This window comes from Hyphomicrobium sp. D-2 (assembly GCF_029872155.1).
Lineage (GTDB): Bacteria > Pseudomonadota > Alphaproteobacteria > Rhizobiales > Hyphomicrobiaceae > Hyphomicrobium_A.
The window spans coordinates 530,165-551,374 of sequence record NZ_JARXLA010000008.1; the positions used below are offsets into that span (position 1 = coordinate 530,165).

General features: G+C 61.7%; 21 protein-coding genes. 13 read left to right on the forward strand and 8 right to left on the reverse strand.

What is annotated here, in order from left to right:
• Nucleotides 1–56 precede the first annotated feature (56 nt).
• The 6 genes from QEZ49_RS14960 to QEZ49_RS14985 form a co-directional block, all read right to left on the reverse strand.
• Complete coding sequence (locus QEZ49_RS14960) at nt 57–908, reverse strand: murein L,D-transpeptidase family protein (RefSeq protein WP_280388136.1); 852 nt, start codon at nt 906–908, stop codon at nt 57–59.
• A 108-nt stretch (nt 909–1,016) separates the two neighbouring features.
• Nucleotides 1,017–1,931 carry a murein L,D-transpeptidase family protein gene (locus QEZ49_RS14965; protein WP_280388138.1) on the reverse strand — a complete coding sequence of 305 codons (915 nt, stop codon included), beginning with the start codon at nt 1,929–1,931 and terminating at the stop codon, nt 1,017–1,019.
• A 293-nt stretch (nt 1,932–2,224) separates the two neighbouring features.
• Nucleotides 2,225–3,205 carry an acetyl-CoA carboxylase carboxyltransferase subunit alpha gene (locus QEZ49_RS14970; protein ID WP_280388140.1) on the reverse strand — a complete coding sequence of 327 codons (981 nt, stop codon included), beginning with the start codon at nt 3,203–3,205 and terminating at the stop codon, nt 2,225–2,227.
• Nucleotides 3,206–3,342: 137 nt separating this feature from the next.
• Nucleotides 3,343–4,293 (reverse strand): site-specific tyrosine recombinase XerD, encoded by a 951-nt coding sequence (locus QEZ49_RS14975; protein ID WP_280388142.1) that lies wholly within the window; start codon nt 4,291–4,293, stop codon nt 3,343–3,345.
• A 69-nt stretch (nt 4,294–4,362) separates the two neighbouring features.
• On the reverse strand, nt 4,363–6,126 hold the full coding sequence (locus tag QEZ49_RS14980; protein WP_280388144.1) for a hypothetical protein: 1,764 nt from the start codon (nt 6,124–6,126) through the stop codon (nt 4,363–4,365).
• Nucleotides 6,127–6,139: 13 nt separating this feature from the next.
• On the reverse strand, nt 6,140–6,286 hold the full coding sequence (locus QEZ49_RS14985) for a hypothetical protein (RefSeq protein ID WP_173952752.1): 147 nt from the start codon (nt 6,284–6,286) through the stop codon (nt 6,140–6,142).
• A 202-nt stretch (nt 6,287–6,488) separates the two neighbouring features.
• Here QEZ49_RS14985 and QEZ49_RS14990 point away from each other — a divergent pair, with 202 nt between their 5' ends.
• The 4 genes from QEZ49_RS14990 to QEZ49_RS15005 all read left to right on the forward strand — a co-directional run bounded on the left by QEZ49_RS14990 (nt 6,489) and on the right by QEZ49_RS15005 (nt 10,105).
• On the forward strand, nt 6,489–7,064 hold the full coding sequence (locus QEZ49_RS14990) for a shikimate kinase (RefSeq protein ID WP_280388147.1): 576 nt from the start codon (nt 6,489–6,491) through the stop codon (nt 7,062–7,064).
• Entirely contained in the window at nt 7,064–8,197 is a 1,134-nt protein-coding gene (gene aroB / locus QEZ49_RS14995) for a 3-dehydroquinate synthase (protein ID WP_280388149.1), read from the forward strand. The genes QEZ49_RS14990 and aroB overlap by 1 nt, the downstream gene beginning before the upstream one ends.
• 169 nt (nt 8,198–8,366) lie before the next feature.
• A complete protein-coding gene (locus QEZ49_RS15000) occupies nt 8,367–9,671 on the forward strand; it encodes an HlyC/CorC family transporter (RefSeq protein ID WP_280388151.1) in 1,305 nt (434 codons plus the stop codon).
• Nucleotides 9,672–9,844: 173 nt separating this feature from the next.
• On the forward strand, nt 9,845–10,105 hold the full coding sequence (locus tag QEZ49_RS15005) for a hypothetical protein (RefSeq protein ID WP_280388152.1): 261 nt from the start codon (nt 9,845–9,847) through the stop codon (nt 10,103–10,105).
• A gap of 136 nt (nt 10,106–10,241) precedes the next feature.
• On the opposite strand, the gene QEZ49_RS15010 is transcribed toward QEZ49_RS15005, so the two are convergent.
• Nucleotides 10,242–10,514, reverse strand: a complete 273-nt coding sequence (locus QEZ49_RS15010) for a BolA family protein (protein WP_083509732.1) — start codon at nt 10,512–10,514, stop codon at nt 10,242–10,244.
• 118 nt (nt 10,515–10,632) lie between these two features.
• Here QEZ49_RS15010 and QEZ49_RS15015 point away from each other — a divergent pair, with 118 nt between their 5' ends.
• The 4 genes from QEZ49_RS15015 (at nt 10,633) to QEZ49_RS15030 (ending at nt 15,495) form a co-directional block, all read left to right on the forward strand.
• Nucleotides 10,633–11,295, forward strand: coding sequence for a DnaJ domain-containing protein (locus tag QEZ49_RS15015; protein ID WP_280388155.1), 663 nt, complete (start codon nt 10,633–10,635; stop codon nt 11,293–11,295).
• Nucleotides 11,296–11,376: 81 nt separating this feature from the next.
• Nucleotides 11,377–12,381, forward strand: coding sequence for a cobaltochelatase subunit CobS (gene cobS / locus QEZ49_RS15020; RefSeq protein WP_068462770.1), 1,005 nt, complete (start codon nt 11,377–11,379; stop codon nt 12,379–12,381).
• A 109-nt stretch (nt 12,382–12,490) separates the two neighbouring features.
• Nucleotides 12,491–14,377 (forward strand): cobaltochelatase subunit CobT, encoded by a 1,887-nt coding sequence (gene cobT, locus QEZ49_RS15025; protein ID WP_280388159.1) that lies wholly within the window; start codon nt 12,491–12,493, stop codon nt 14,375–14,377.
• On the forward strand, nt 14,374–15,495 hold the full coding sequence (locus QEZ49_RS15030; RefSeq protein WP_280388161.1) for an esterase-like activity of phytase family protein: 1,122 nt from the start codon (nt 14,374–14,376) through the stop codon (nt 15,493–15,495). Before cobT ends, QEZ49_RS15030 begins: the two co-directional genes overlap by 4 nt.
• 374 nt (nt 15,496–15,869) lie before the next feature.
• On the opposite strand, the gene rpmB is transcribed toward QEZ49_RS15030, so the two are convergent.
• Nucleotides 15,870–16,172 (reverse strand): 50S ribosomal protein L28, encoded by a 303-nt coding sequence (gene rpmB / locus QEZ49_RS15035; protein ID WP_280388162.1) that lies wholly within the window; start codon nt 16,170–16,172, stop codon nt 15,870–15,872.
• A gap of 274 nt (nt 16,173–16,446) precedes the next feature.
• On the opposite strand from rpmB, the gene QEZ49_RS15040 reads away from it, so the two are divergent.
• The 5 genes from QEZ49_RS15040 (at nt 16,447) to QEZ49_RS15050 (ending at nt 21,178) form a co-directional block, all read left to right on the forward strand.
• Nucleotides 16,447–17,304 (forward strand): DUF3108 domain-containing protein, encoded by an 858-nt coding sequence (locus QEZ49_RS15040; protein WP_280388164.1) that lies wholly within the window; start codon nt 16,447–16,449, stop codon nt 17,302–17,304.
• 137 nt (nt 17,305–17,441) lie between these two features.
• Nucleotides 17,442–17,762: a hypothetical protein gene (locus QEZ49_RS17295; protein WP_348534820.1), complete on the forward strand. Its 321-nt coding sequence runs from the start codon at nt 17,442–17,444 to the stop codon at nt 17,760–17,762.
• Nucleotides 17,683–19,191 (forward strand): helicase-related protein, encoded by a 1,509-nt coding sequence (locus QEZ49_RS17300; RefSeq protein WP_348534821.1) that lies wholly within the window; start codon nt 17,683–17,685, stop codon nt 19,189–19,191. Before QEZ49_RS17295 ends, QEZ49_RS17300 begins: the two co-directional genes overlap by 80 nt.
• Nucleotides 19,143–20,735: a hypothetical protein gene (locus tag QEZ49_RS17305; RefSeq protein WP_348534822.1), complete on the forward strand. Its 1,593-nt coding sequence runs from the start codon at nt 19,143–19,145 to the stop codon at nt 20,733–20,735. Before QEZ49_RS17300 ends, QEZ49_RS17305 begins: the two co-directional genes overlap by 49 nt.
• Nucleotides 20,732–21,178, forward strand: a complete 447-nt coding sequence (locus QEZ49_RS15050) for an RNA-binding S4 domain-containing protein (protein WP_280388166.1) — start codon at nt 20,732–20,734, stop codon at nt 21,176–21,178. The genes QEZ49_RS17305 and QEZ49_RS15050 overlap by 4 nt, the downstream gene beginning before the upstream one ends.
• Nucleotides 21,179–21,210 lie beyond the last annotated feature (32 nt).

Sequence of the window (21,210 nt, forward strand, 5' to 3'; positions counted from 1 at the left end):
CTTCTGCTGGCGTTGACGGGCAGGTGAAAAATTGAGGCGTTAATGTCAACTGCGACTCACGTCGCAGGGCAGTTAACCTCAATGGGCGCACCGTCGCCCGCATCCCCATTTCCGGGCTTGATCGCGTACCGTCCATCGCAGACGCTCACGATCGGTGGGACACCATCACGCAGGAACGCGTCGTGCCCTACCTTGAGTTGCCGCCAGAATCCGTTGTTCGGATTCGACGCATGCAGTGACATATTTGTCTCTGTCATGCGGAACGGGAACGCTTGTACCTGCACGTGCTTTTGCCCTGCCGAGAAGGCAGAGGTCAATAAGGACCAAATTTCATCAATAACGCGATTAGTCATCGCATAACATCCGATGGAACGGCAGTCGCCGTGAACCATCAGAAACGATCCTGTCCGTCCGTGGCTCCGATCGAAAGCATTCGGATAACCAAGATTGAACGACAGGTGATACTTGCTGTTGGGGTTCAGCGACGTCGGCTCGACTGTGTAGAACCCCTCGGGTGCCTGCTTGTCTCCTTCCCTTTTCTTGGGGCCTAATCCGCCTGACCACATGCAGACCGGATAGGTCTCGAACAACTCGTAGCGGCCGTTGCGGTTCATCCACACTTCAAGCTCGAAGTCGCGTTTGAAGATGCGGATGAAAATGGGGGCGCCAAGTTCCATCCCGCGGTCGGCGAGGCGCTGTTTCAGATTTGCGGGATCGGGTGTGCCGGGCAGCGCTGCGCCGCTGGAATAGGTTGCCCAGTGCTTGGCTTTGCGCGCGTAGATCAGCTCATCTTCAATAAGAGGATAGATCTGCGGCCAGAATAGATAGCCAACACCTGCAATGACGGTGGCGAGCACCGCGATAAAGAGAAGTACTGAGCGCCAACGGCTTTGCTTGCGACCAACCATCAGCGCAACATGCCGATGTTTTCATGCTGGCGCAACGTGACGTCGGACATGACGCGATACGTCGAGGCAGCCGCAGCATCCATGGTTGGCGCTGGCGCGTTCAGCATCTCAGGGCGCAGGGGAAGTGCTGCCGGTTTCGGTCGGAGCATCGACAGGAGGACCACCGAGAGCGAAGGCCGGTGCCAACGTGGCGTTGCCGCGCGTTGCGGGTGTTGGCTTCGGCGGCGTCACGGTAGCATAGAACTGACGTGTCTTCGGCCCCGGCGCGTGAATGCGCTCCTCAGCCACCTGCTGCTCATAAGGCCTTGGCGTAAAAGGCTCAAACTGCGGCCGATAGAACGGCGGGCAGGCTGCATCGGGTTGTACGGAAGCGTTGGGCGCGAACTTCACGTTGACGACATAGCGGCGCTCGCAAACGGCCACCGATGGCGGCATGCGATAGCGCTCGAAGAAGTCGTGGCCCTGCTGCAGCGTTTTCCAGAAGCCCATGTTGGGGTCACCGGCATGGCGAGCGAGATTCTGCTTCGTCATGCGGAACGGGAACGCGTGCACTTCAAACGCTTCCTGCCCGCCGCGCAGCGCCTCACGGGCGATGACGTAGATCTCTTCCATCAGCGCGTCGGTCATCGCATAGCAGCCGACGGACTTGCACTGTCCGTGCACCATCAGCGCGCTGCCTGTGCGGCCGTGGGCGCGATCATAGGCGTTCGGGTAGCCGAGATTGAAGGCTAGGTAATACTGCGAGTTCGGGTTCATCTGGCTGTTGCTGACCCGATAGAACCCTTCCGGCGCCTGCTTGTCGCCGGTGGCGCGCTTGGGACCGACGTTGCCGGACCAGTTGCAGATTGGATAGGTCTTGAAGTGATAGAAGCGGCCGTCGTCGCGCGCCTTCCACACTTCCAGCTCCGACTCTTCCTTGAAGATGCGCACGAAGATTGGCGCGCCGGCATCCATGCCCTTGCGGCCGAGCATCGACATGGTCTCGGTGCTGATAGGCGTCTCGCCGCGCGAGAGCTCGGTCATAGAAGGGCCGCTGCAGCCCGCGAGCAGACATGCCCCCGCGACTGCCAAAATGGCCGGAATTAAGCGAAGCCGCGTGGCGGCAACACCAAGGTTGATTGAACGCATACGATGTGCCCCTGGCGCACGATGCCCAACCATCGATCCCAAAACCTTAAGATTTGATTAACGTTACTGAATCATTAGCAGGACAGTTATTAGCATCCCGCCGCGGCGCATGTCTGTGTCTAGCTGCACGATGCGACGCAAATTTGGCGCGGGCGACTGCTCAAGCGCTGGCGTCGCCCGCTAAGCCATTAAAGGGATTGGCCAATTTCCATAAAGCGGGCATGGCGCTGGCGCCGAACTTCCGCTGGGGATTTGCCTTCGAACTCCGACAGCGAGCGCTCAATGGCATCGCCCGTTGCCTTCATGATCGCCGCGCGATCGCGGTGAGCGCCGCCGATCGGCTCGGTGATGATGGCGTCGATCACGCCGAGCTGGTCGAGATCCTGCGCGGTGATCTTCATGTTGGTAGCGGCATCGATAGCCTTGGCGGAGTCGCGCCACAGGATTGATGCGGCTGCTTCCGGCGACGCTACCGTGTAAATCGCGTGTTCCAGCATGAGAATGCGATTTGCGGTTGCAATCGCGATGGCGCCGCCCGAGCCACCTTCGCCAATCACAACCGAAATCAGCGGCACGCCAATGGCGAGGCAGCAATCGGTTGAGCGGGCGATGGCTTCGGCCTGGCCGCGTTCCTCAGCGCCAACGCCGGGATAGGCGCCTGCCGTGTCGATCAGCGTGATGACCGGCATGTTGAAGCGCTCGGCCATTTCCATCAGCCGGACGGCCTTGCGGTAGCCTTCCGGCCGCGCCATGCCGAAGTTGTGGCGGATGCGGCTTTCGGTATCGGAGCCCTTTTCATGGCCGATCAGGACCACCGAACGGCCGCGAAAACGGCCAACACCGCCGACAATCGCCTCGTCTTCGGCGAAGTAGCGGTCACCGGCGAGGGGCGTGAAGTCCTCGATCAGCGCCTTGACGAAATCGAGACAATGGGGCCGGTCCGGATGGCGGGCCACCTGCGTTTTCTGCCAGGGCGTCAGCTTGGAATAGGTGTCGACCAGGGCCGCGCGGGCCTTTTGTTCCAGCTTCTTTATTTCATCGACGATAGAGACCGCGCGCTCGTCGTCCTCCAACGCACGCAGCTCGGCGACCTTGCTTTCCAGCTCGGCGATCGGCTTCTCGAAGTCGAGGTAAGTGCGGATGGGGGAGCGCTCCAAGACGGTCCTCATGTATGACCTAAGGGATGTTGGGGCGACAATCACGATAGAGCTTCGGCGATGTCAAGGCGACGGTAGGAGGCGGCTTAATTTCCTGCGTCCGTCCGGCCGGATTCGGTGCCGGTTTGGGCTGGGCCGGAGCGTAGACGTTAATCGTTGCCGCTACTTTGTTTCGCCAGCGGGTGGTGCTGGAACACCAGCTTCTTCAGCCGCTCCTCCAGCACGTGGGTGTAGATCTCGGTGGTCGAGATGTCGGCGTGGCCGAGCAGCGTCTGTACCGCTCGCAGGTCCGCGCCCCGGTCCAGTAGGTGGCTGGCGAAAGCATGCCGCAGCACGTGCGGACTGACGCGCTCGGGGTCGAGCCCCGCCTCCAGCGCCAATTGCTTCAGATCCTGCCCGAACCGCTGCCGCGTCAGGTGCCCTTCGGCGCTTTTGGACGGGAACAGCCAACGGTTGGAAATGCGCCCGGCGGCGGTCACCGCATCGAGGTACGCTGCGAGAGCGGTCTGCGCTGACCGGTTCAACGGCACCAGCCGCTCGCGGCCGCCCTTGCCCCTGATGGTGAGTACTCGCGGATCGCCAGCCAGCACGGCGCGGGGCAGAGACACCAGCTCCGATACGCGCATGCCTGTGGCATACAACATCTCAACAAGGCAGCAGAGGCGCAGCGCGCGGATGTGCTCTACCCCATCGTCTGCCGCGAGGGTGGCCTCAACGCGCTGGGCGGCGGCGGTGATCAGGCGGTCAACCTCGGCAACGCTCAATGTTTTGGGCAATGCGCGCGGTTTGCGCGGACCGGAACGGCCTTCGGTCGGATCATTCTCTGCATGCCCCTCGGCCACCAGAAAACGGAACAGCTGCCGGGCGGCCGACAACGCGCGGGCGCGCGATGCTGCGCTGATGCCCTCGGCGGAGCGTTGCTCCAGCCAGAGTGCAATGTCGTCGGGGGACGTGGCGATCAGATCAACGCCGCTGCCATCAAGGTGCTCACAAAGCTGCATCAGGTCGCGGCGATAGGCTTCAATGGTGTTGGCGGCAGCGCCCCGTTCAACGCCAAGCATTTCAAGGAATGCTTCGATGTGTATTCGGCCTGCGTCCATATCTGATGCCCGATGCGGTGCTGGTGCTTCGACGGCAGGCGCGAACTTCGCGCGTCGTTTGGTTGGACGCTAGTTACTTACAGCCCGCGGCCACGCCATGAACAGCGCTTCGAATCCCAGACTATGCGCGTCCGGTGCAAGCCCAGTCCGCTGCAATGCGCGGATCAGATCACCCAAGGCAATCATATGCGCGCCTTCCGCGCCATTAGCCCCAAGCGTTTTCATGGTCAGCAGCACGGTGCGGCCGAATTCACGTTTTTTGGCGGCGTCCTGCAGCTCCGTCAGCACCCCGGTTTCCGGCAGATGGCCACCGGCCGGCTGCGAGGTGCTGCTCGCGCGCTCCCACAAGGGAAGCGGGACGCTGTAGTTCAGCGCATCCAGCACGGTGGCGAGGCGGTGCAGCAGGGCCGAGTCGAGCCGTCCCTGAACGGCCAGGTCTTCCAGCGGGCGCATATCCTGCTCGGTGGCGGGGCGAGCGCCCTCGGCGATGTCGATGAGCGCGCTCCAATGGTCCAGACGGCCGCCGCTGACCGAGGCATTTGCGTCGGACCCGAATGCGGCCCATTGGCGTGCTTTGCCGAAGTTTCCGGCCGCCAATGCAACTTCAACACTGGTTTCAGAATACCAGCCGATTTCTGGAGCCGGCTGCAGCGTGTCTGACAGGGGCGACACCATGCGCAGCGCCGCCATATAGAAATCGGCGTGCTTGGCTTCATCAAGGAAGGCGCGGATCAGGCGGACCTTCTTTTGCGGCGTGTTTTCGCGCTCGGCGACGAGAAACAGTGCAGCGCGCCGTTCGGGTGTATCGGTGCCCTGCGCATCTGAAATGACTGCATCGCCGGGTGGCAGATGCCGATAGAGCTCGGCGAGTTGTTCCAGCGTGATAGCGTTCAGCTTCAATGCGGTCTCACCGGCCGCCAGACGCGCACCGAGCGGAACGGTGCGATCGCGAGTGAGCGAGGCCAGCAGTGCGGGGGCTGCGCGCTTGATCAGTGCCTTTTCATCAATCTCACCGCCGGCCAGTTTGATGAGCCGGTAGTCGATCAGCCCGACGTTGGCATCGCCAGCGACGGCGGCGGTGCCTGGCTTGCCACCCATCGCCAGCGCATCCAGCGCTTTCAGACCCAGGCTGCCACTGGCGCCAGCATCGCGCGCCAGTTCAGCCGCCAGACCAGCGCCCGCTCCGTCCTGAGCCAGTGCGGCGCACAGGCCGGATATCAGTGCCGCATCGACCATGACCGGACCGGGAAGTTGGCCGGAGACCTTCGCCGCCCTGAGCCCTTCGCATGCGCGGGCTTCATCCCCCATCGCGATAGCGTTGCGGGCGGCCAGCACAGCGACGACTGGGTCATTCGCAGGCATCGTTTCAAGCAGGCGCTGGGCCTCCTCAATGAGCCCGGACCGATAAAGAATTTCCAGCCGCAGGGCCAGAAACTGGCGATTGGCATTGGCGCCGGCTGGCGCATCAAGGTTGGCGGTGATCAGACGTAGCCAAAGCCGATGCAGCGCTGGCGATCGAGGCGGGATCTCGATTGCCGCGATCAGCTTTTCCAGCGTGCTGACGCTCATGCCCTGCCACAGTTCCAGCGGCAGGCCGGAGCCGTCATCGGCCATAACAGGCGTCAGGTCGGTGCTTTCAACCGAACTGTCGTAGGTGCCTGAGGGCCGGATGACATCGTCATTGTTGATCGGGGCTTGCCAATCGCCCGCTTGGCTGGGGCGGTCAGAATGAAAACGGTCCTGAGCGGCGAGGGGCGCGCAATGGAGGCCGACCGCAATTGCGGCACTGGCAGCAGCTATGCCGAGGCCAGAAAAGGAAATACGCTTGCGCATCACAGGGGCAGGGTTACTCGGAGCGGACTTTCACACCCGGAACCGGCTTTGTAACCGTGCGCGGCTCCGGCTCGAATTCAGTGGCAAGTATATAGAGCGCGCCGGTGATTATGGCGGCGGCGCTGCCTACAACAAACAGAAATCGGAATAAGCTGGGCATCTGACTATCCCGTCCCCTCCGCTTTGGTCACTTTGCAAATTGGCGTCATTATGGCTTGCGCCGGGCTATGATCCAAAGTAGGCGGCCCAGTCTGTGGGGGCAAATCCCGTTGTTGATGACCGTCGATGGTGGCAATCGAGCTGGTTTTCGCAACGATCAACACGTCATCGGTCGATTCGGCCCCGGCCGAAAGAGAAAGAACATGGCAGACGCGCAAACCCAGCAAGACATCCGCACCATTCTCGGGCCGCGCTCCATTGTGCTTGTCGGCCTGATGGGGTGTGGCAAGTCGGCCATCGGTCGCCGGCTGGCGGGGCGGCTGGGGCTGCCATTCGTCGATGCGGACGATGAGATTGAAAAAGCCGCTGGCAAATCGATCGAGGAGATCTTTGCCGACCACGGCGAGCCCTATTTCCGCGAGGGTGAGCGCAAGGTGGTGACGCGGTTGCTGAGCAACGGGCCGCAGGTGCTGGCAACGGGCGGCGGCGCATTCATGTGCGAAGAGACCCGTGCAGCCATTCTTGAGGACGGCGTTTCCATCTGGCTGCGGGCTGAGTTGCCGCTTTTGGTGCGCCGTGTCGGCAAGCGCGGGCACCGCCCGTTGCTTAAGGTTGCCGATCCGGAAGCGGTGCTGCGCGATCTGATGGCGAAGCGCTATCCGGTGTATGAGACGGCCGATCTGACGGTTGAAAGCCGTGACGTGCCGCATGAAGTGATCGTTGATGAAATTGTCAGTCGCGTGCTGCGCGACGTTGCTGCCCCCTCGGAGAATTCCTGATGACTGATGTCACCGCTGCCAGCGCATCCGTGCGCACGGTCAACGTGCCTCTTGGCAACCGCGCCTATGATGTGCTGATCGGGCCGGGGCTGGTTGCACGCGCGGGTGAATTGATCGCGGAGCGGCTGGGCAACGCGCGCTATGCCATCGTCACCGACGCAAACGTTGCTGGGCACCATCTCGATACGCTTGAGGCATCGCTCAACGTCGACAAGCAACTGCTTGGCTCCATCATTCTGCCGCCGGGTGAATCGACCAAAAGCTTCCGTCAGCTTGCACCGTTGTGCGAGCAGTTGCTGGAAATGGGGCTGGAGCGCGGCGATCTCGTTGTTGCGCTGGGCGGTGGTGTTATCGGCGATCTCGCCGGTTTTGCGGCTGCCATTTTGCGTCGCGGCGCGCGCTTCGTGCAGGTGCCGACTTCGCTGCTGGCGCAGGTGGATTCGTCCGTCGGTGGCAAGACTGGCATCGACACGCCGCAGGGCAAGAACCTGATCGGTGCGTTCCATCAGCCGGGGCTTGTGCTGGCCGACACCGACGTTTTGCGCACGCTTTCGCCGCGCGAGTTGCGCGCTGGCTATGCCGAAGTGGTCAAGTATGGTTTGCTGGGCGATGAAGCGTTTTTCGTTTGGCTGGAGCAGAACTATCCGGCCGTGTTCGCGCTTGAGGCGGAGCCGCTGACACACGCGGTTGAAACGAGCGTAAAGGCGAAGGCTGGCATCGTGGGCCGCGACGAAACCGAGCAGGGCGAGCGGGCGCTTCTGAACCTTGGTCACACGTTCGGGCATGCGTTTGAAGCGTGGTGCGGTTATTCCGACCGTCTCCTGCATGGCGAAGCCATCGCCATAGGCATGTGCCTTGCGTTCCGTTTCTCGGCGTTGCGCGGCGATTGCACGGCAGCGGATGCTGAGCGCACGGCCGCACACTTCGCGGCAGTTGGATTGCCCACCACCATCGCGGAAATTCCCGGCGACAAGCCCGATATCGAAGCGATGATGAAGCTGATGGCGCAGGACAAGAAGGTGCAGCGTGGCCAGCTCACGTTCATCCTCACGCATGGCATCGGCAAGGCTTACATTGCGCGCAACGTGGCGGGTGATGAGGTGCGCGCGTTTCTTGCCGGCGAGGCGGTCTGACGGGCCGAGTCTTGCCACCCGGCGCGGTGTGACCGGCATTCCGGATGCGCCCGGTTGCACCTGTTAGCCGGGCGCTAACCTTCGATGCATGGAGCTATGCTATGGATGGCGTCGGCCGTTGCGCCAAGTCCGGTAGCTGCAACCCCACGTAAAGCGAAGATCGCGCGCCATGTCTCTGGTCACCATTCTGATAATCGCAGTCATTCTGCTGCTGATTGTGCTGTCTGCTTTCTTCAATGGCAGTGAGACGGCGCTGACAGCTGCGTCCCGCGCGCGCATGCATGCGCTGGAGCAGGAAGGCAATCCGCGCGCGGCAATGGTCAACCGGCTGCTTTCCAGGCCGGAAAAGATGATTGGCACCATCCTCATCGGCAACACGCTGGTGGATGTGCTTGCCTCGGCGCTGGCTTCCGGTGTGGCGGTGCTGCTGTTCGGCGAAGTTGGCGTCGTCTACGCAACGGCGGTGATGACGCTGATGATCGTCATCTTCGCGGCCGTGCTGCCGAAGACCTATGCGCTGGCCTATTCCGACCGCATGGCTTTGATCGTTGCGCCGATCATGCGTGTGATGACGATCATTCTCAACCCCATCAATATCGCAATTGAGTTCATTGTCCGCTTCTTCCTGAAGCTGACACCGACGACGGTGGATGACGAAGCAAACATTCTCGCTGCGCATGAGGAAATCCGCGGCACCATCGAGCTGCAGAAGATGGAAGGCTCGGTTGAGCGCAACGATGCTGACATGCTGGGCGGCGTGCTCGATCTTGGCGATCTGCATGTCTCCGACATCATGGTGCATCGTACCAAGATGGCGACCATAGATGCCGACGATCCGCCGGAAGAGATCGTCGATGAGTTGCTACGCAGTCAATATACGCGGGTGCCGATCTGGCGCGATGAGCCGGAAAACATCATCGGTATTCTGCACACAAAGGATTTGCTGTCGGCCCTGGTGCGATCCAAGGGCGACATTTCAAATCTCGATATCATGGGCTTTGCGGGTGAGCCGTGGTTCGTGCCGGACACCACGCCGCTGAAGGAACAGCTCAATCAGTTTTTGAAGCGCAAGGCGCAGATGGCGCTGGTGGTTGACGAGTACGGCGAAGTGCAGGGCCTCATTACGCTTGAGGATATTCTGGAGGAGATTGTCGGCCAGATTTCCGATGAACACGACGCGCACGATACGGCGATCCGTGTGCAGGCCGATGGAACCGTCAATGTCGATGGCACGGTGACGGTGCGCGATCTCAACCGTCAGATGGGATGGAACCTTCCTGATGAGGAAGCGACGACCGTTGCCGGCCTTGTCATTCATGAAGCGCAGACGATCCCGGAGCCAGGGCAGGCATTCACGTTCTACGGTCACAGGTTCGAGATACTGCGGAAAACGCGCAATAAAATCACGGCGTTGCGGATCAGTCCGGCGGATGTGTTGGCGGCCCGCGCGGCGCGAAACGCTTTGCAGCAATGAATATAAGCTTCACTCAATCTGAACATTTTCGTTCAGATTAGGTTCAGGTGCCAAAGCCAAATCTGGGCTCATGGATGTCGTGAGCGAGATCCTGAACAGCGCGTGCTGATGGTGTTCGCCGCATGCAACGCGCGAAAAAAGATTGACGCGCGAGACATATAAAGGAGCCAATCATGAAGAGAATTCTCCCTCTGGCCGCTGTAGCTGGCGCACTGGCGTGCGTTGTTGCTGTTGGCAGCGCCCAGGCTGCTCCCGCTGCGGGCAACGTCCTCGGCAAGCTGGCAACCGTTGGTGAAGCCGGTGCTACCGTTGAGAAGGCGCATTACCGCCATCACCGTAAGCATTGGAAGAAGCGCTATTACAAGCGCCATCACCACCACTACAAGCATCGCCACTATAAGCACCGTCATTACAAGCACCGTCACTGGCGCTAAGCGCCGGACGGAGCCAGACGGTTCTAAAGTCCGAGGTCTCGCCTTCGCTCACGCGGAGGCGAGACTTTCTCTTTATGGGGTATGCAGATGAGCGGCGCCGCTTTTTCGCTGCTGACATTTGCCGGCAGCCGGACACTCAAACGGGCTCGCCCGGTGCCAGCGCCTTGATGGCCAGCGCATGCACGCCATCGCGAAGTTCATCGCGCACGACATCATTCACGATGCGGTGTCGCTCGATCCGTGATTTGCCTGCAAAGGCTTCCGACACGATCAAAAGCCGGAAGTGGCTTTCGCCCGTGCCGGGAGATGAAGCATGGCCCGAATGCAGGTGCGACTCATTGACCACGTCGAGACGTGTCGGGCGTAGTGCCACTATCAACTTTTCGCGCATACGTGTTTGCAAGCTCATAAAAACGCCTCGTGTCGGGATCAGACAAAACGTCAAGGGGCTGGTGAAAAATAAGTCTGCCTCAGAGCAAGCAGATCAGCTTGTCTGAGGACGACAGCAGGATCATACTTCGCGCGAAATGAAGCTCGACTCCAAATACTTCGACAGCATCCGCGTTTCCTCCAAGCGCCAGCGCACGGCTGCGCCTGCGCGTGAGGAAAGGCATCCGCGTTGCCAGTGGAAGGGATGTAAAAGTCCCGGCGACCACAAGGCTCCGCGCGGCCGTGGTCGCGACGGACAGTTCTACTTTTTCTGCCTTGAGCACGTTCGCCAGTACAATGCCACATACAATTATTTCGATGGCATGAACGACTCCGAAGTGCAGGAATTCCAGAAGGACGCCATGACCGGCCATCGCCCCACCTGGAAGGTGGGCGCGAACTCGCCGCCGCCGGAGGGCGCTGCCGCTGGTGCTCCGCCACCTCCCGATGCAGCCGCTGCGCCGGGCGTTGGTGCTAAAACCATGGATCCGCACTCGTTCTTCGCCCGGCGCGAGCGGGCGGCCCGCCAGCGCGCAGAAGCTGCGGCGGGTAAACGGCGCGTGGTCAAGCCGCTTGAGAAAAAGAGCCTAGAGACGCTGGATCTTGCGCTCCACGCGTCGCGGGACGAGATCAAGGCGCGCTTCAAGGCCCTGGTGAAGATTTACCATCCCGACGCCAACGGCGGCGACGCGCGGTCAGGCGAGAAGTTGCGAGAGATCATTCAAGCCTATAACTTCCTGAAACAAGCAGGCCTCGTTTAGTCGGCCTGCTTTCGTACGGCCTCGCCGCCGCGGCCAGCGCGTTGAACCCCATCTGCCGCACTACTCCAAGGATCCGCGAATATGAGAGCGCAAGCCCAGTCGGGTGCCGAAGGCAAACCTGCGAACCTCCCTGATTTGAATCTCTCTGTGCGTCAGGTGTTCGGCATCGACAGCGATCTCGAAGTTCCGGGCTATTCGCAGGGTAGTGAATACGTCCCCGACCTTGATCCCGATTACCTGTTCAACCGCGACGTGACGCTGGCCATTCTGGCAGGCTTCAAGCACAACCGCCGCGTCATGGTGCAGGGCTATCACGGCACCGGCAAATCCACGCACATCGAGCAGGTTGCGGCGCGCCTCAACTGGCCGTGCATTCGCGTCAACCTCGATAGCCACGTCAGCCGTATCGATCTCGTCGGCAAGGACGCGATCGTATTGAAGGACGGCAAGCAGGTGACGGAGTTCCGCGAGGGCATCCTGCCCTACGCGCTGCAGTCCAACACCGCGCTGGTGTTCGATGAGTACGATGCCGGCCGTCCGGATGTGATGTTCGTCATTCAGCGCGTGCTGGAAGTTTCCGGCAAGCTTACGCTGCTGGATCAGTCGAAGGTCATTCGCCCGCATCCGGCGTTCCGCCTGTTCGCGACGACGAACACCATCGGCCTTGGCGATACGAGCGGACTTTATCACGGCACGCAGCAGATCAATCAGGGTCAGATGGACCGCTGGTCTATCGTTGCGACGCTAAACTATCTGCCGCACGACGATGAAGTGAAGATCGTGTTGTCGAAGGTGAAGTCGTTCAACAAGAGCGAAGCCAAGCGCAAGGCCGTTGCCAACATGGTGCGGGTGGCCGATCTCACGCGCTCAGCGTTCATCAATGGCGATATCTCCACGGTGATGAGCCCGCGCACGGTCATCATGTGGGCCGAGAACGCCGAGCTGTTCAACGATATCGGCTTCGCGTTCCGCCTCACGTTCCTCAACAAGTGCGATGAACTGGAACGGCCGACGGTGGCGGAGTTCTATCAGCGCTGCTTCGGCGAGGAATTGCCCGAGAGCGCGGCGAATGTCGTACTGAGCTAGATCATGATCGCGCCGGGCCCAAGCAGCCCGGAGCGTGAAACGTCGGTTCCATAAAAAGGCTAGAGCCGTATCGCAATACGACGAAGCGCGATCGTGCTCTAGGCATCCAATGTCCAACGGCAAGCGCAAGGAACCACCGACCGAGCCGCTGAAGCGGGCCATCGGGCTTGCCGTGCGCGCGGTTGCCGGACACGGCGACATTGAAGTTGCGTTCGCGGCCGGTGCGCCGGCCTATTCGCCCAAACACATGCAATTGCCTGAGCCGTCGCGCGTGCCATCGCCGCGCGAGGTTGCGGTGATCCGCGGCTGGGCCGACAGCTTTGCGCTCACGGCCGGCTGTCACGACACCAAGGTGCACGGCAAGCTGGTGCCGGTTTCCGGCCCCGCGCGGCTTGTGTTCGAGGCGGCGGAGCGCGCGCGCGTCGAGGCGTTGGGTTCTAACCGGATGCCCGGCATGGCGCGCAATCTTACCGCGCGGCTTGAGGATCAGTATTCGCACGGCCGCTTTGCTCAGGTGAAAACCAAAGCCGATGCGCCGCTGGAAGATGCAGTTGCACTGATGGTGCGCGAGCGTCTTACCGGTCAGCCGCCGCCGGAAAAAGCGCAGGCGCTGGTGGATGTCTGGCGCGATGCCATCGAGAAGCGCGGCGAAAAGGCGTTGTCGCGTCTTGATGAGCTGATTGAGGATCAGGAAGCGTTCGGGCGCGTCATTCGCGACCTGCTGCACCTGCTCGAACTGACGGAGGAATCCGTCGACGCCGAGCGCGATCAGAACGAGGAAGAGGAAGAAGGCACCCAGGAAGAGCAGGAAGGTGAGGCCGATACTTCCGAAGAGGGTGAGAAGGGCAGCAGCGAGAACGCTGCCGAGGACAGCACCGTCAGCGGCGATCTGAATGAGGTGAACCAGAACGCGGAAGCTTCTGGCACCGATCAGATGGACAACGCGCAGGAGGAGGACGACGAGCCTCTGGAGCCGCCGGAGCCGTGGCGGCCGAATTCGTCTGTGCTCGATAATCCAGAAGCGTTCGGCTATCGCGTTTTCACGCGTGCGTTCGACGAGGAAATCGCTGCCGAACAGCTGTCGTCGCCTGAGGAGCTGGAGCGCCTGCGCGCCTATCTCGATCGCGAATTGCGCACGCTTTCAAGTGCAGTCTCGCGCTTGGCGAACCGTTTGCAGCGCCGCCTGCTGGCGCAGCAAAATCGCGCGTGGGACTTCGACCTTGAAGAAGGCATGCTCGACGCTTCGCGTCTGACGCGCGTCATCACAGATCCGATGCATGCGCTGTCGTTCATGCGTGAGCGCGATACCGATTTCCGCGACACGGTTGTGACGTTGCTGCTTGATAACTCAGGCTCCATGCGCGGCCGCCCGATCATGGTGGCGGCCTGCTGCGCAGATATTCTTGCGCGCACGCTGGAGCGTTGCGGCGTGAAGGTCGAAATCCTCGGCTTCACCACCCGCGCGTGGAAGGGTGGGCAGGCGCGCGAGCAGTGGCTTGCAGCTGGCAAACCGCAGGCACCCGGTCGTCTCAACGATCTGCGACACATCGTTTACAAAACCGCTGATGCCCCGTGGCGGCGCGCGAAGCGCTCGCTTGCGTTGATGATGCGCGAAGGCCTGCTGAAAGAGAATATCGATGGTGAAGCGCTCGCCTGGGCGCACCGCCGCTTGCTGGCCCGGCCGGAGCAGCGCCGCATCCTGATGATGATTTCCGATGGCGCGCCGGTCGACGACTCAACGCTGTCGGTCAACACCGGCTCGTATCTGGAGCAGCATCTGCGGCAGGTGATCGATGAGATCGAAACGCGCTCGCCGGTGGAGCTGATCGCAGTTGGCATCGGCCACGACGTCACACGGTATTATCGCCGCGCTGTTACCATTACTGATCCTGGTGAACTCGCTGGCGCAATGACCGACAAGCTCGTCGAACTCTTCGACGAGAAGGCACGCGAGGCGCAGCCGACGCGCATCGGTCCACGGAGACGCACGCATTGAAATCCGCTTCGTTCTTTTCTCGTCATCGCGGGCGTCGCCTGCGGTTCCCCGCCGCGTTGCTCGTTGTGCTGGCTGCCGGAGCCGGCGTTGCGCTCGGCGGTGGCAAGCCCTCGACGGATGGGCTGACGGTTGAGCAGATCAAGGTCGATGCTGCGCCGCTGACCGCATTCGATCCGACGAAGCCCGGTGAAACGCGCTTCGGCAAGCTGACGTGGAAGGGCGGGTTGGTGCTGACTTCGCCGTCGCAATACTTCGGCGGCTGGTCGGGCATCCGGCTCGATGGCGAAGGCCGGAATTTTCTCGCCGTTTCCGATGCTGGCATCTGGATGACGGGAGCGTTGGACTATAGCGACGGTGCGCCCACCGGAATTTCGGATGCAAGCGTTGGCGCGATCCAATCCAAGGATGGCGATGCGCTGTCTCGCGGCAAGGATCGCGATGCGGAGGGGCTGGCGCTCATCAGCGGTACGCCACGCGACGGCAGCGTATACATCTCGTTTGAGCGCAAGCACCGTATATCGCGCTACGATGTAGGGCCGGATGGCCTGTCGCCCGCGCGTGGCAAGGTCGTGCTGCCGGAAGACGCGAAGGACATGCCGGCTAACGGCGGCTTTGAGGGCATTGCCGTTGTCCGTGGTGACGGACCCAACAAAGGCAGGCTGGTCGCGTTTTCCGAGGAGCTGCGCGATCGCGACGGCAATTACACTGCCTGGATCTGGGAATCCGACGACAAGCCGCGCCGCTTTCACATGACCAACGACGGCGACTATGCTGTCACCGATGTGGCGCCGTTGCCGGATGGCGGATTGCTGGTGCTGGAGCGGCGCTTCCGCCTGAGCGAGGGTGTGCGTATGCGTCTGCGCCACATCCACGCCGAACAGCTAAAGGCGGGCGCGGTTATCGATGCCGATATTCTGGTGGCCGCGGATGGCCGCAGCAATATCGACAACATGGAGGGGCTGTCGGTGAACGCGGGGTCGGATGGCGAGATCATCGTCACGATGATTTCCGACAACAACTACAACCCGGCTTTCCAGCGGACTTTGCTGCTACAGTTCTCACTCAAGACGACTGATATTGCGGCGGTGGCGGGCGGCTCGAAGAACGATCAGCCGTAGCGCTGGAGCTGGCTTACGGGGCTTGATGGCAAGCTGAAACGCGGGGGGCCGCGCGCAAGCAAGCTCAAGAGCTGGTGCGCGGGGCGCACCTAAAGATATCGCGGCGCCTGCGACATTCTGTGTTCGTCATTCCGGGAAAGTGGTGGGGGCGGTCACAGTGGCTGTGACCGTACTAGGCCGTTCGCTGTGCTGTGGCGAACTGGGTCATGTCTCGTCCCGGCTTCCCCAGTTCGCGCGCAAGCGTTGGCCAACGCAAAAAGCCTCAGAGCACGCAACCAACAAGCCTAAAGCTCAAAAGAGCCAAGCTGATTGATGCAGTGCTTGAGGCTGAATACGTGAGGCAGAGCCCCGGGTTGCCCCGAGGCGTCTCAGCGTCAGGCGGCGGCCGGAGCGGCTGCCTTAACGGCCTTCTGGACTTCGCGCTTCATCTTCAGGCAACGCTCGGAAAGATCCGCGTCAGCAGCCTTGAGAAGGAATGCATCCAGACCACCGCGATGCTCGACCGACTTCAGTGCGCGCGCCGTAACGCGCAGGCTGAACGAACGGCCCAGCGAGTCGGAGATCAGCGTGACGTCGCAGAGGTTCGGACGGAACTTCCGCTTGGTCGAGTTTTCGGCGTGGCTCCTCAACTGCCCGGAAAGGGGCAGCGTACCGGTCAGCTCGCAGCGCCTCGTCATAGTAAAAGCTCCTTCGCCACCGCTCGTAGCGGCGGACGTCGTACAAGAGATTGCTGGAAACAGGTCGCACCCTACGGCAGAACCATAGGGCGCTTTGGCCGCTTCTATGCCCGAGAAAGCCGGGGCTCGTCAAGCCGGTGTGCTAGGCCTAAAGTGACGTTTTATTACCAGCTGAGGCGTACGGCACTGCGTTTTTGGGGCCACATAAACGACGCAAAACCGGCTTAACCGATTTTTTCATCATCTGGCACTTTTCCAAGGGCGACCTAAAACGATGATCCAGTGGCTTCTGCCTGTCTTCCCGCGAGGTTTGGCGGCGCTTGCCCTTTTCGCCCTCGTTTCGCTTTCCTCACCGCTCGGATTGGGCGGCACCGCGCGGGCGGAGGGCCCTGTCGCGCCTGTGCTGCCAGCGGACGTAAAGGCCTTCTACAAGGTCAGGTTCACCGCGCTGGGTGAGATCGGCACCTTCAACTTCAATTCTCAGGTCTCCGGCAAGAATTACACGCTGACCGCCAACGCCAAGATCGACACGGCGATCTTCGATTATCGCGGCAACATGACCAGCGTGGGCGTGGTTACGCCGGCCGGCATCGTGAAAACACAGCCCTCCAGCCACACCTTCGAATATCGCCAGAAAGCCCTGCTGAAGAAAAAGAAGCTGAAGGGCCTGAACATTGCGTTTGACCGCGGTGCGGTGAAGGCGGTCACGCCTCCTGACCCGCTGGGGCCGAAGTATGTGCCGGTCACGGCCGAGCAGTTAAACAACGTGCTGGACCCGTTGAGCGGCGTTATGGCGCTGTCGATGGTGGATGCGGCCAAGCCGTGCGATCAGAAGCTGCCGATCTACGATGGTAAGGCCCGGTTCGACATCCAGTTCAAACTGCTGCGGCGTTCGGGGGCAGACCACATCTGCTCCGTAAAGCTGGTTCCGGTTTCCGGCCATAAGCCCGGCGAAGGGGCGGCCTCGGTCGTCAATGGCGAGATTGAGCTGGTGATGCGCCCGGTGCCCAATGCCAACGTGGTAATCCCGTTCCGCGTCACCGTTCCCACCGTTGTCGGCACCGCCACGCTGGTCTCGGAGCGGGTCGACATAACGATGCCCGACCAGAAACGCATTGCACTGCGGCGCTAAGGCCGTATTCAGCCGGGGTTGCCGGAGTGCATCAAGACAGGGCGATTGCTAGCCGTTTTAAGCGTGGCATGCCAATCGCGCTCTTGATCTCGGTGGATGTCTTCGCGATGCCTTCCCGGACAAGCTGAGGAGGCCAGATGGCCAGCGACCTCGAAACGCGTATTCGACACGTCACGGCGGTGCTTGGACCCACCAACACCGGCAAGACCCATCTCGCCATCGAGCGCATGCTCGGACACGACGGCGGCATGATTGGCTTGCCGCTGCGCCTGCTTGCGCGTGAAGTCTACGATAAAATCGTGGCGCGGGTCGGTGCCGACAAGGTGGCGCTGATCACCGGCGAGGAGAAGATCAAGCCGGAACGGGCACGCTGTTTGGGTGTGCACGGTCAGAGGCTATGCCGCGCGCGATATCGATGTCGATTTTCTGGCTATCGACGAGATCCAGCTCGCGGCTGATCTGGACCGCGGACACGTGTTCACCGATCGGCTGCTGCACGCGCGCGGACGCTCAGAAACGTTGCTGCTGGGCGCGCAGACGATGCGCCAGGCCATCGCGGATCTCATCCCCGGCGCGAACTTCATTTCGCGGCCGCGGCTGTCCAAGCTCAGTTATTCCGGCCAGAAAAAGCTGACGCGCTTGCCGCAGCGTACGGCGATTGTCGCGTTTTCGGCTGCAGAAGTTTATTCGATCGCGGAACTGGTCCGCCGCCAGCGCGGGGGCGCGGCCGTTGTGCTCGGCGCGCTTTCGCCCCGCACGCGCAATGCGCAGGTTGCGCTGTATCAGTCGGGTGACGTTGATTACTTGTTGGCCACCGACGCCATCGGCATGGGCCTCAATCTCGATGTTGACCATGTCGCGTTCTCGGCCACGCGTAAGTTCGACGGCCAGACGCACCGCAATTTGACGCCAGCGGAGCTGAGCCAGATCGCTGGCCGCGCCGGCCGGCACATGAATGACGGCACCTTCGGGGTGACGGGGACCGCCGATCCGTTCGACAGCGATACGATCGAGCGTCTGGAAACGCACAATTTCGATGGCGTGCGGATGCTGCAATGGCGCAACCGCGAGCTTGACTTCCGGACGCTGGAAGGGCTGAAGCATTCGCTGCGGGCAACGCCGGGGCTGGCGCGCCTGACGCGGGCACGCGCCGCCGATGACGTTATCGCTCTGGAAACCGTAAGTGCCGATAGAGAGATTTCCAGGTTGGCCGTTGCACCCGCTGCGGTGGTCAAACTGTGGGAGGTCTGTCAGATTCCGGACTATCGGAAGATTTCAGGCCAAAGTCATGCTGAACTGGTCGCCTCCATCTACACGTATCTGATGGGGTCGGAGGAGAGAATCCCCGAGGACTGGTTCTCGAAACAGGTTGCACTCGCTGATCGTACAGACGGCGATATCGATACGCTCGCCAACCGCATTGCACACATTCGTACATGGACGTTTGTGTCTAATCGGTCGACGTGGCTCAAGGATCCGGAACATTGGCAGGGGAAGACGCGCGAAATCGAAGACCGTCTATCAGACGCGCTGCACGAGCAATTGACGCAGCGGTTTGTGGACCCTCGAACCAGTGCGTTGATGAAGGGCATGCGCGATAAAGACGAGCTGACGGCAGAGATCGCCGCAGACGGCGCTATTCATGTCGAGAACCATTTTGTCGGGCGATTGCAGGGTTTCCGCTTTCAGCTCGATCCAGAAGCGGCCGAAGGCGTCAACGGCAAGGCTATGCGCAATGCCGCCGCGCAGGTGCTGGGGCGAGAGCTGGGGATGCGCGCACGCCGCGTAGCCGCCGCTCAAGCGGATGCGCTGCAGCTCGCCCGTCATGGCCGCATTCTGTGCGCGGTGAGGAAATCGCTCAGATCGAAGCGGCGGACGATGCGCTGAAGCCGAGAATAACGCTTCTGGTCGACGAGCATTTTTCCGCGCCGGACCGCGAGAAGGTCCAGGCCCGTCTGGAATCGTGGCTGTCGCAGACGATTGCGGAAAAGCTGAAGCCGCTGGTGGATATCGGCAACGCCGATGACATCTCCGGGTTGGCCCGTGGCATCGCCTTCCAGCTGCGCGAGAACTTCGGCGTTCTGCGCCGCGAGGACGTATCGGACGAGGTAAAGACGCTCGATCAGAACGCCCGTGCGCAGCTGCGCAAATACGGCGTGCGTTTTGGCGCCTTCAATATCTACTTCCCGGTTCTGCTCAAGCCCGCAGCGGCGGAGCTGATCCTTGCTCTCTGGGCGCTGAAGAATGCTTCTGCGCACGGACTTGCGATTGAAACTCTGCCGGAGCCGCCGCGTGCTGGCCTGACTTCGTTCAATCCCGATCCTGCCGTGCCGGAGCCGTTCTATCGCGCATTCGGCTATCATGTGTGCGGGCCGCGCGCGGTGCGTTTCGACATGCTGGAGCGGCTGGCCGATCACATTCGTCCGTTGCTTGCATGGCGTAGTTCTGAAGAAAGCATGCCGCCCAAGGGCGCAACTGGCGATGGCGGGTTCACCGTAACGCCCGAGATGATGTCGCTGCTTGGCTGTTCGCCGGACGAGCTTGCGGGTGTGTTGAAGGCGCTGGGCTTCCGGCTTGAGCGCCGTCCGGTCAAAGCGCAGCCGCAGGCCGCAGCTGAAGCTTCGACGACCGCAGCTTCGGTTGAAGCCGCAACGGCTGAAGGTAGCGAAGCACCTTCCGATGCTGTTGCCGTTGAAGCGGTTGCGTCTGCTTCAGAAGACGAAACTTCAGCACCAGCGCCGACGGAAGCGGTGGACGAAGCATCGGAGCATGAGGCTGCTGCTGCGACTGAAGCTGATGCGAGTGAGGCCGCAGTAGAGGCAACCGCTGAAGCCGGTGACGCCGTTGCTGCTGCAGGCAACGCTGAAGCCGTCAGCGCGGAAGCGACCGCTGAAGAAGAAAAGTTTGAGGAAGTCTGGCGTCCGCGCCGCCATCAGCGCAACGATCGCCGTGAGCAGGGCCGCCAACGCCGTCCGGACAATCGCCGCGGACGGGGTGCACCTCAGGCCGCTGCGACCGCGGCAAGTGGCGACGCTTCGGCTGCCGCTGCCGCTCCGGCGGCAGGCGCAGAGGGTGGCGCAGGCCAGAGCAGATCTGGCGAGCGTCAGCAGCGTCGGGACGGAGACCGTGACAATCGCCGTGGCGGCCAGCAGCGCAACGCCGGTGGCAAGCGCGAGCATGGCGGAGGCGGAGGCGGAGGCGGCCGGGATCAGCAGCGTGACGGCGGCAACCGGGGTAATGCCCAGCAGCATCGCCGCGGTGGGGATCGCAATCGCCGCGACGACCGCAACAAGGATGATCGCCGCAAGCCAGCGGTGCACACAGCGGCGGCGCCACGCCGTGGCGGAGCGATTGATCCGGATTCGCCGTTTGCGGCACTGGGCGCGCTGCGCGAGGAGCTTGCAAAGCGCGGTAAGGAGACCAACACTTGAGCGACGAGCCCTCGGATGCAGTTTCTGCTCCGGGCTCGCAGCGGCTCGACAAATGGTTGTGGTTTGCGCGTTTTGTGAAAACGCGCACGCTTGCGGCGACGCTCATTTCGGGCGGCAAAGTCCGGGTTAACCGGGAGCGTGTAATCAAACCCGCTCAGACGGTGCGTGTCGGAGACGTGCTGACGATTGTCATCACGCGGCATGTGCAATTGGTACGCGTCAAAGGTTTTGCTGAGCGGCGGGGCCCTTCTGCCGCGGCGCGCTTGCTTTATGAGGAATTGACAGTAGAGGGGGATGCCATCAAACCTCAGTCGCCGGCTCCGCCCGATGGCGCAGTTCGGCCAGCCATTGAGGTTGCCCCGGTTCAGCGCCCGGTAGGGAGTGGGCGCCCGACCAAGAAAGAGCGCCGCGAGATCGATAAGTTCCACGGCAAGTCCCGCTGACCTGGCGGGGTGCAGTTCGATTGCGATCTGCC

Excerpts from the sequence above, each read along its gene's own strand:
- QEZ49_RS15000 (WP_280388151.1), top strand. The coding sequence starts at position 8,367 with ATGTCTCTGGTCACCATTCTGATAATCGCAGTCATTCTGCTGCTGATT.
- QEZ49_RS14990 (WP_280388147.1), top strand. The coding sequence starts at position 6,489 with ATGGCAGACGCGCAAACCCAGCAAGACATCCGCACCATTCTCGGGCCG.
- QEZ49_RS14970 (WP_280388140.1), bottom strand. The coding sequence starts at position 3,205 with ATGAGGACCGTCTTGGAGCGCTCCCCCATCCGCACTTACCTCGACTTC.
- rpmB (WP_280388162.1), bottom strand. The coding sequence starts at position 16,172 with ATGACGAGGCGCTGCGAGCTGACCGGTACGCTGCCCCTTTCCGGGCAG.
- cobS (WP_068462770.1), top strand. The coding sequence starts at position 11,377 with ATGAGAGCGCAAGCCCAGTCGGGTGCCGAAGGCAAACCTGCGAACCTC.
- QEZ49_RS14985 (WP_173952752.1), bottom strand. The coding sequence starts at position 6,286 with ATGCCCAGCTTATTCCGATTTCTGTTTGTTGTAGGCAGCGCCGCCGCC.
- QEZ49_RS15040 (WP_280388164.1), top strand. The coding sequence starts at position 16,447 with ATGATCCAGTGGCTTCTGCCTGTCTTCCCGCGAGGTTTGGCGGCGCTT.
- QEZ49_RS14980 (WP_280388144.1), bottom strand. The coding sequence starts at position 6,126 with ATGCGCAAGCGTATTTCCTTTTCTGGCCTCGGCATAGCTGCTGCCAGT.
- QEZ49_RS14975 (WP_280388142.1), bottom strand. The coding sequence starts at position 4,293 with ATGGACGCAGGCCGAATACACATCGAAGCATTCCTTGAAATGCTTGGC.
- cobT (WP_280388159.1), top strand. The coding sequence starts at position 12,491 with ATGTCCAACGGCAAGCGCAAGGAACCACCGACCGAGCCGCTGAAGCGG.
- aroB (WP_280388149.1), top strand. The coding sequence starts at position 7,064 with ATGACTGATGTCACCGCTGCCAGCGCATCCGTGCGCACGGTCAACGTG.
- QEZ49_RS17295 (WP_348534820.1), top strand. The coding sequence starts at position 17,442 with ATGGCCAGCGACCTCGAAACGCGTATTCGACACGTCACGGCGGTGCTT.
- QEZ49_RS15005 (WP_280388152.1), top strand. The coding sequence starts at position 9,845 with ATGAAGAGAATTCTCCCTCTGGCCGCTGTAGCTGGCGCACTGGCGTGC.
- QEZ49_RS14965 (WP_280388138.1), bottom strand. The coding sequence starts at position 1,931 with ATGACCGAGCTCTCGCGCGGCGAGACGCCTATCAGCACCGAGACCATG.
- QEZ49_RS15010 (WP_083509732.1), bottom strand. The coding sequence starts at position 10,514 with ATGAGCTTGCAAACACGTATGCGCGAAAAGTTGATAGTGGCACTACGC.
- QEZ49_RS15015 (WP_280388155.1), top strand. The coding sequence starts at position 10,633 with ATGAAGCTCGACTCCAAATACTTCGACAGCATCCGCGTTTCCTCCAAG.
- QEZ49_RS14960 (WP_280388136.1), bottom strand. The coding sequence starts at position 908 with ATGGTTGGTCGCAAGCAAAGCCGTTGGCGCTCAGTACTTCTCTTTATC.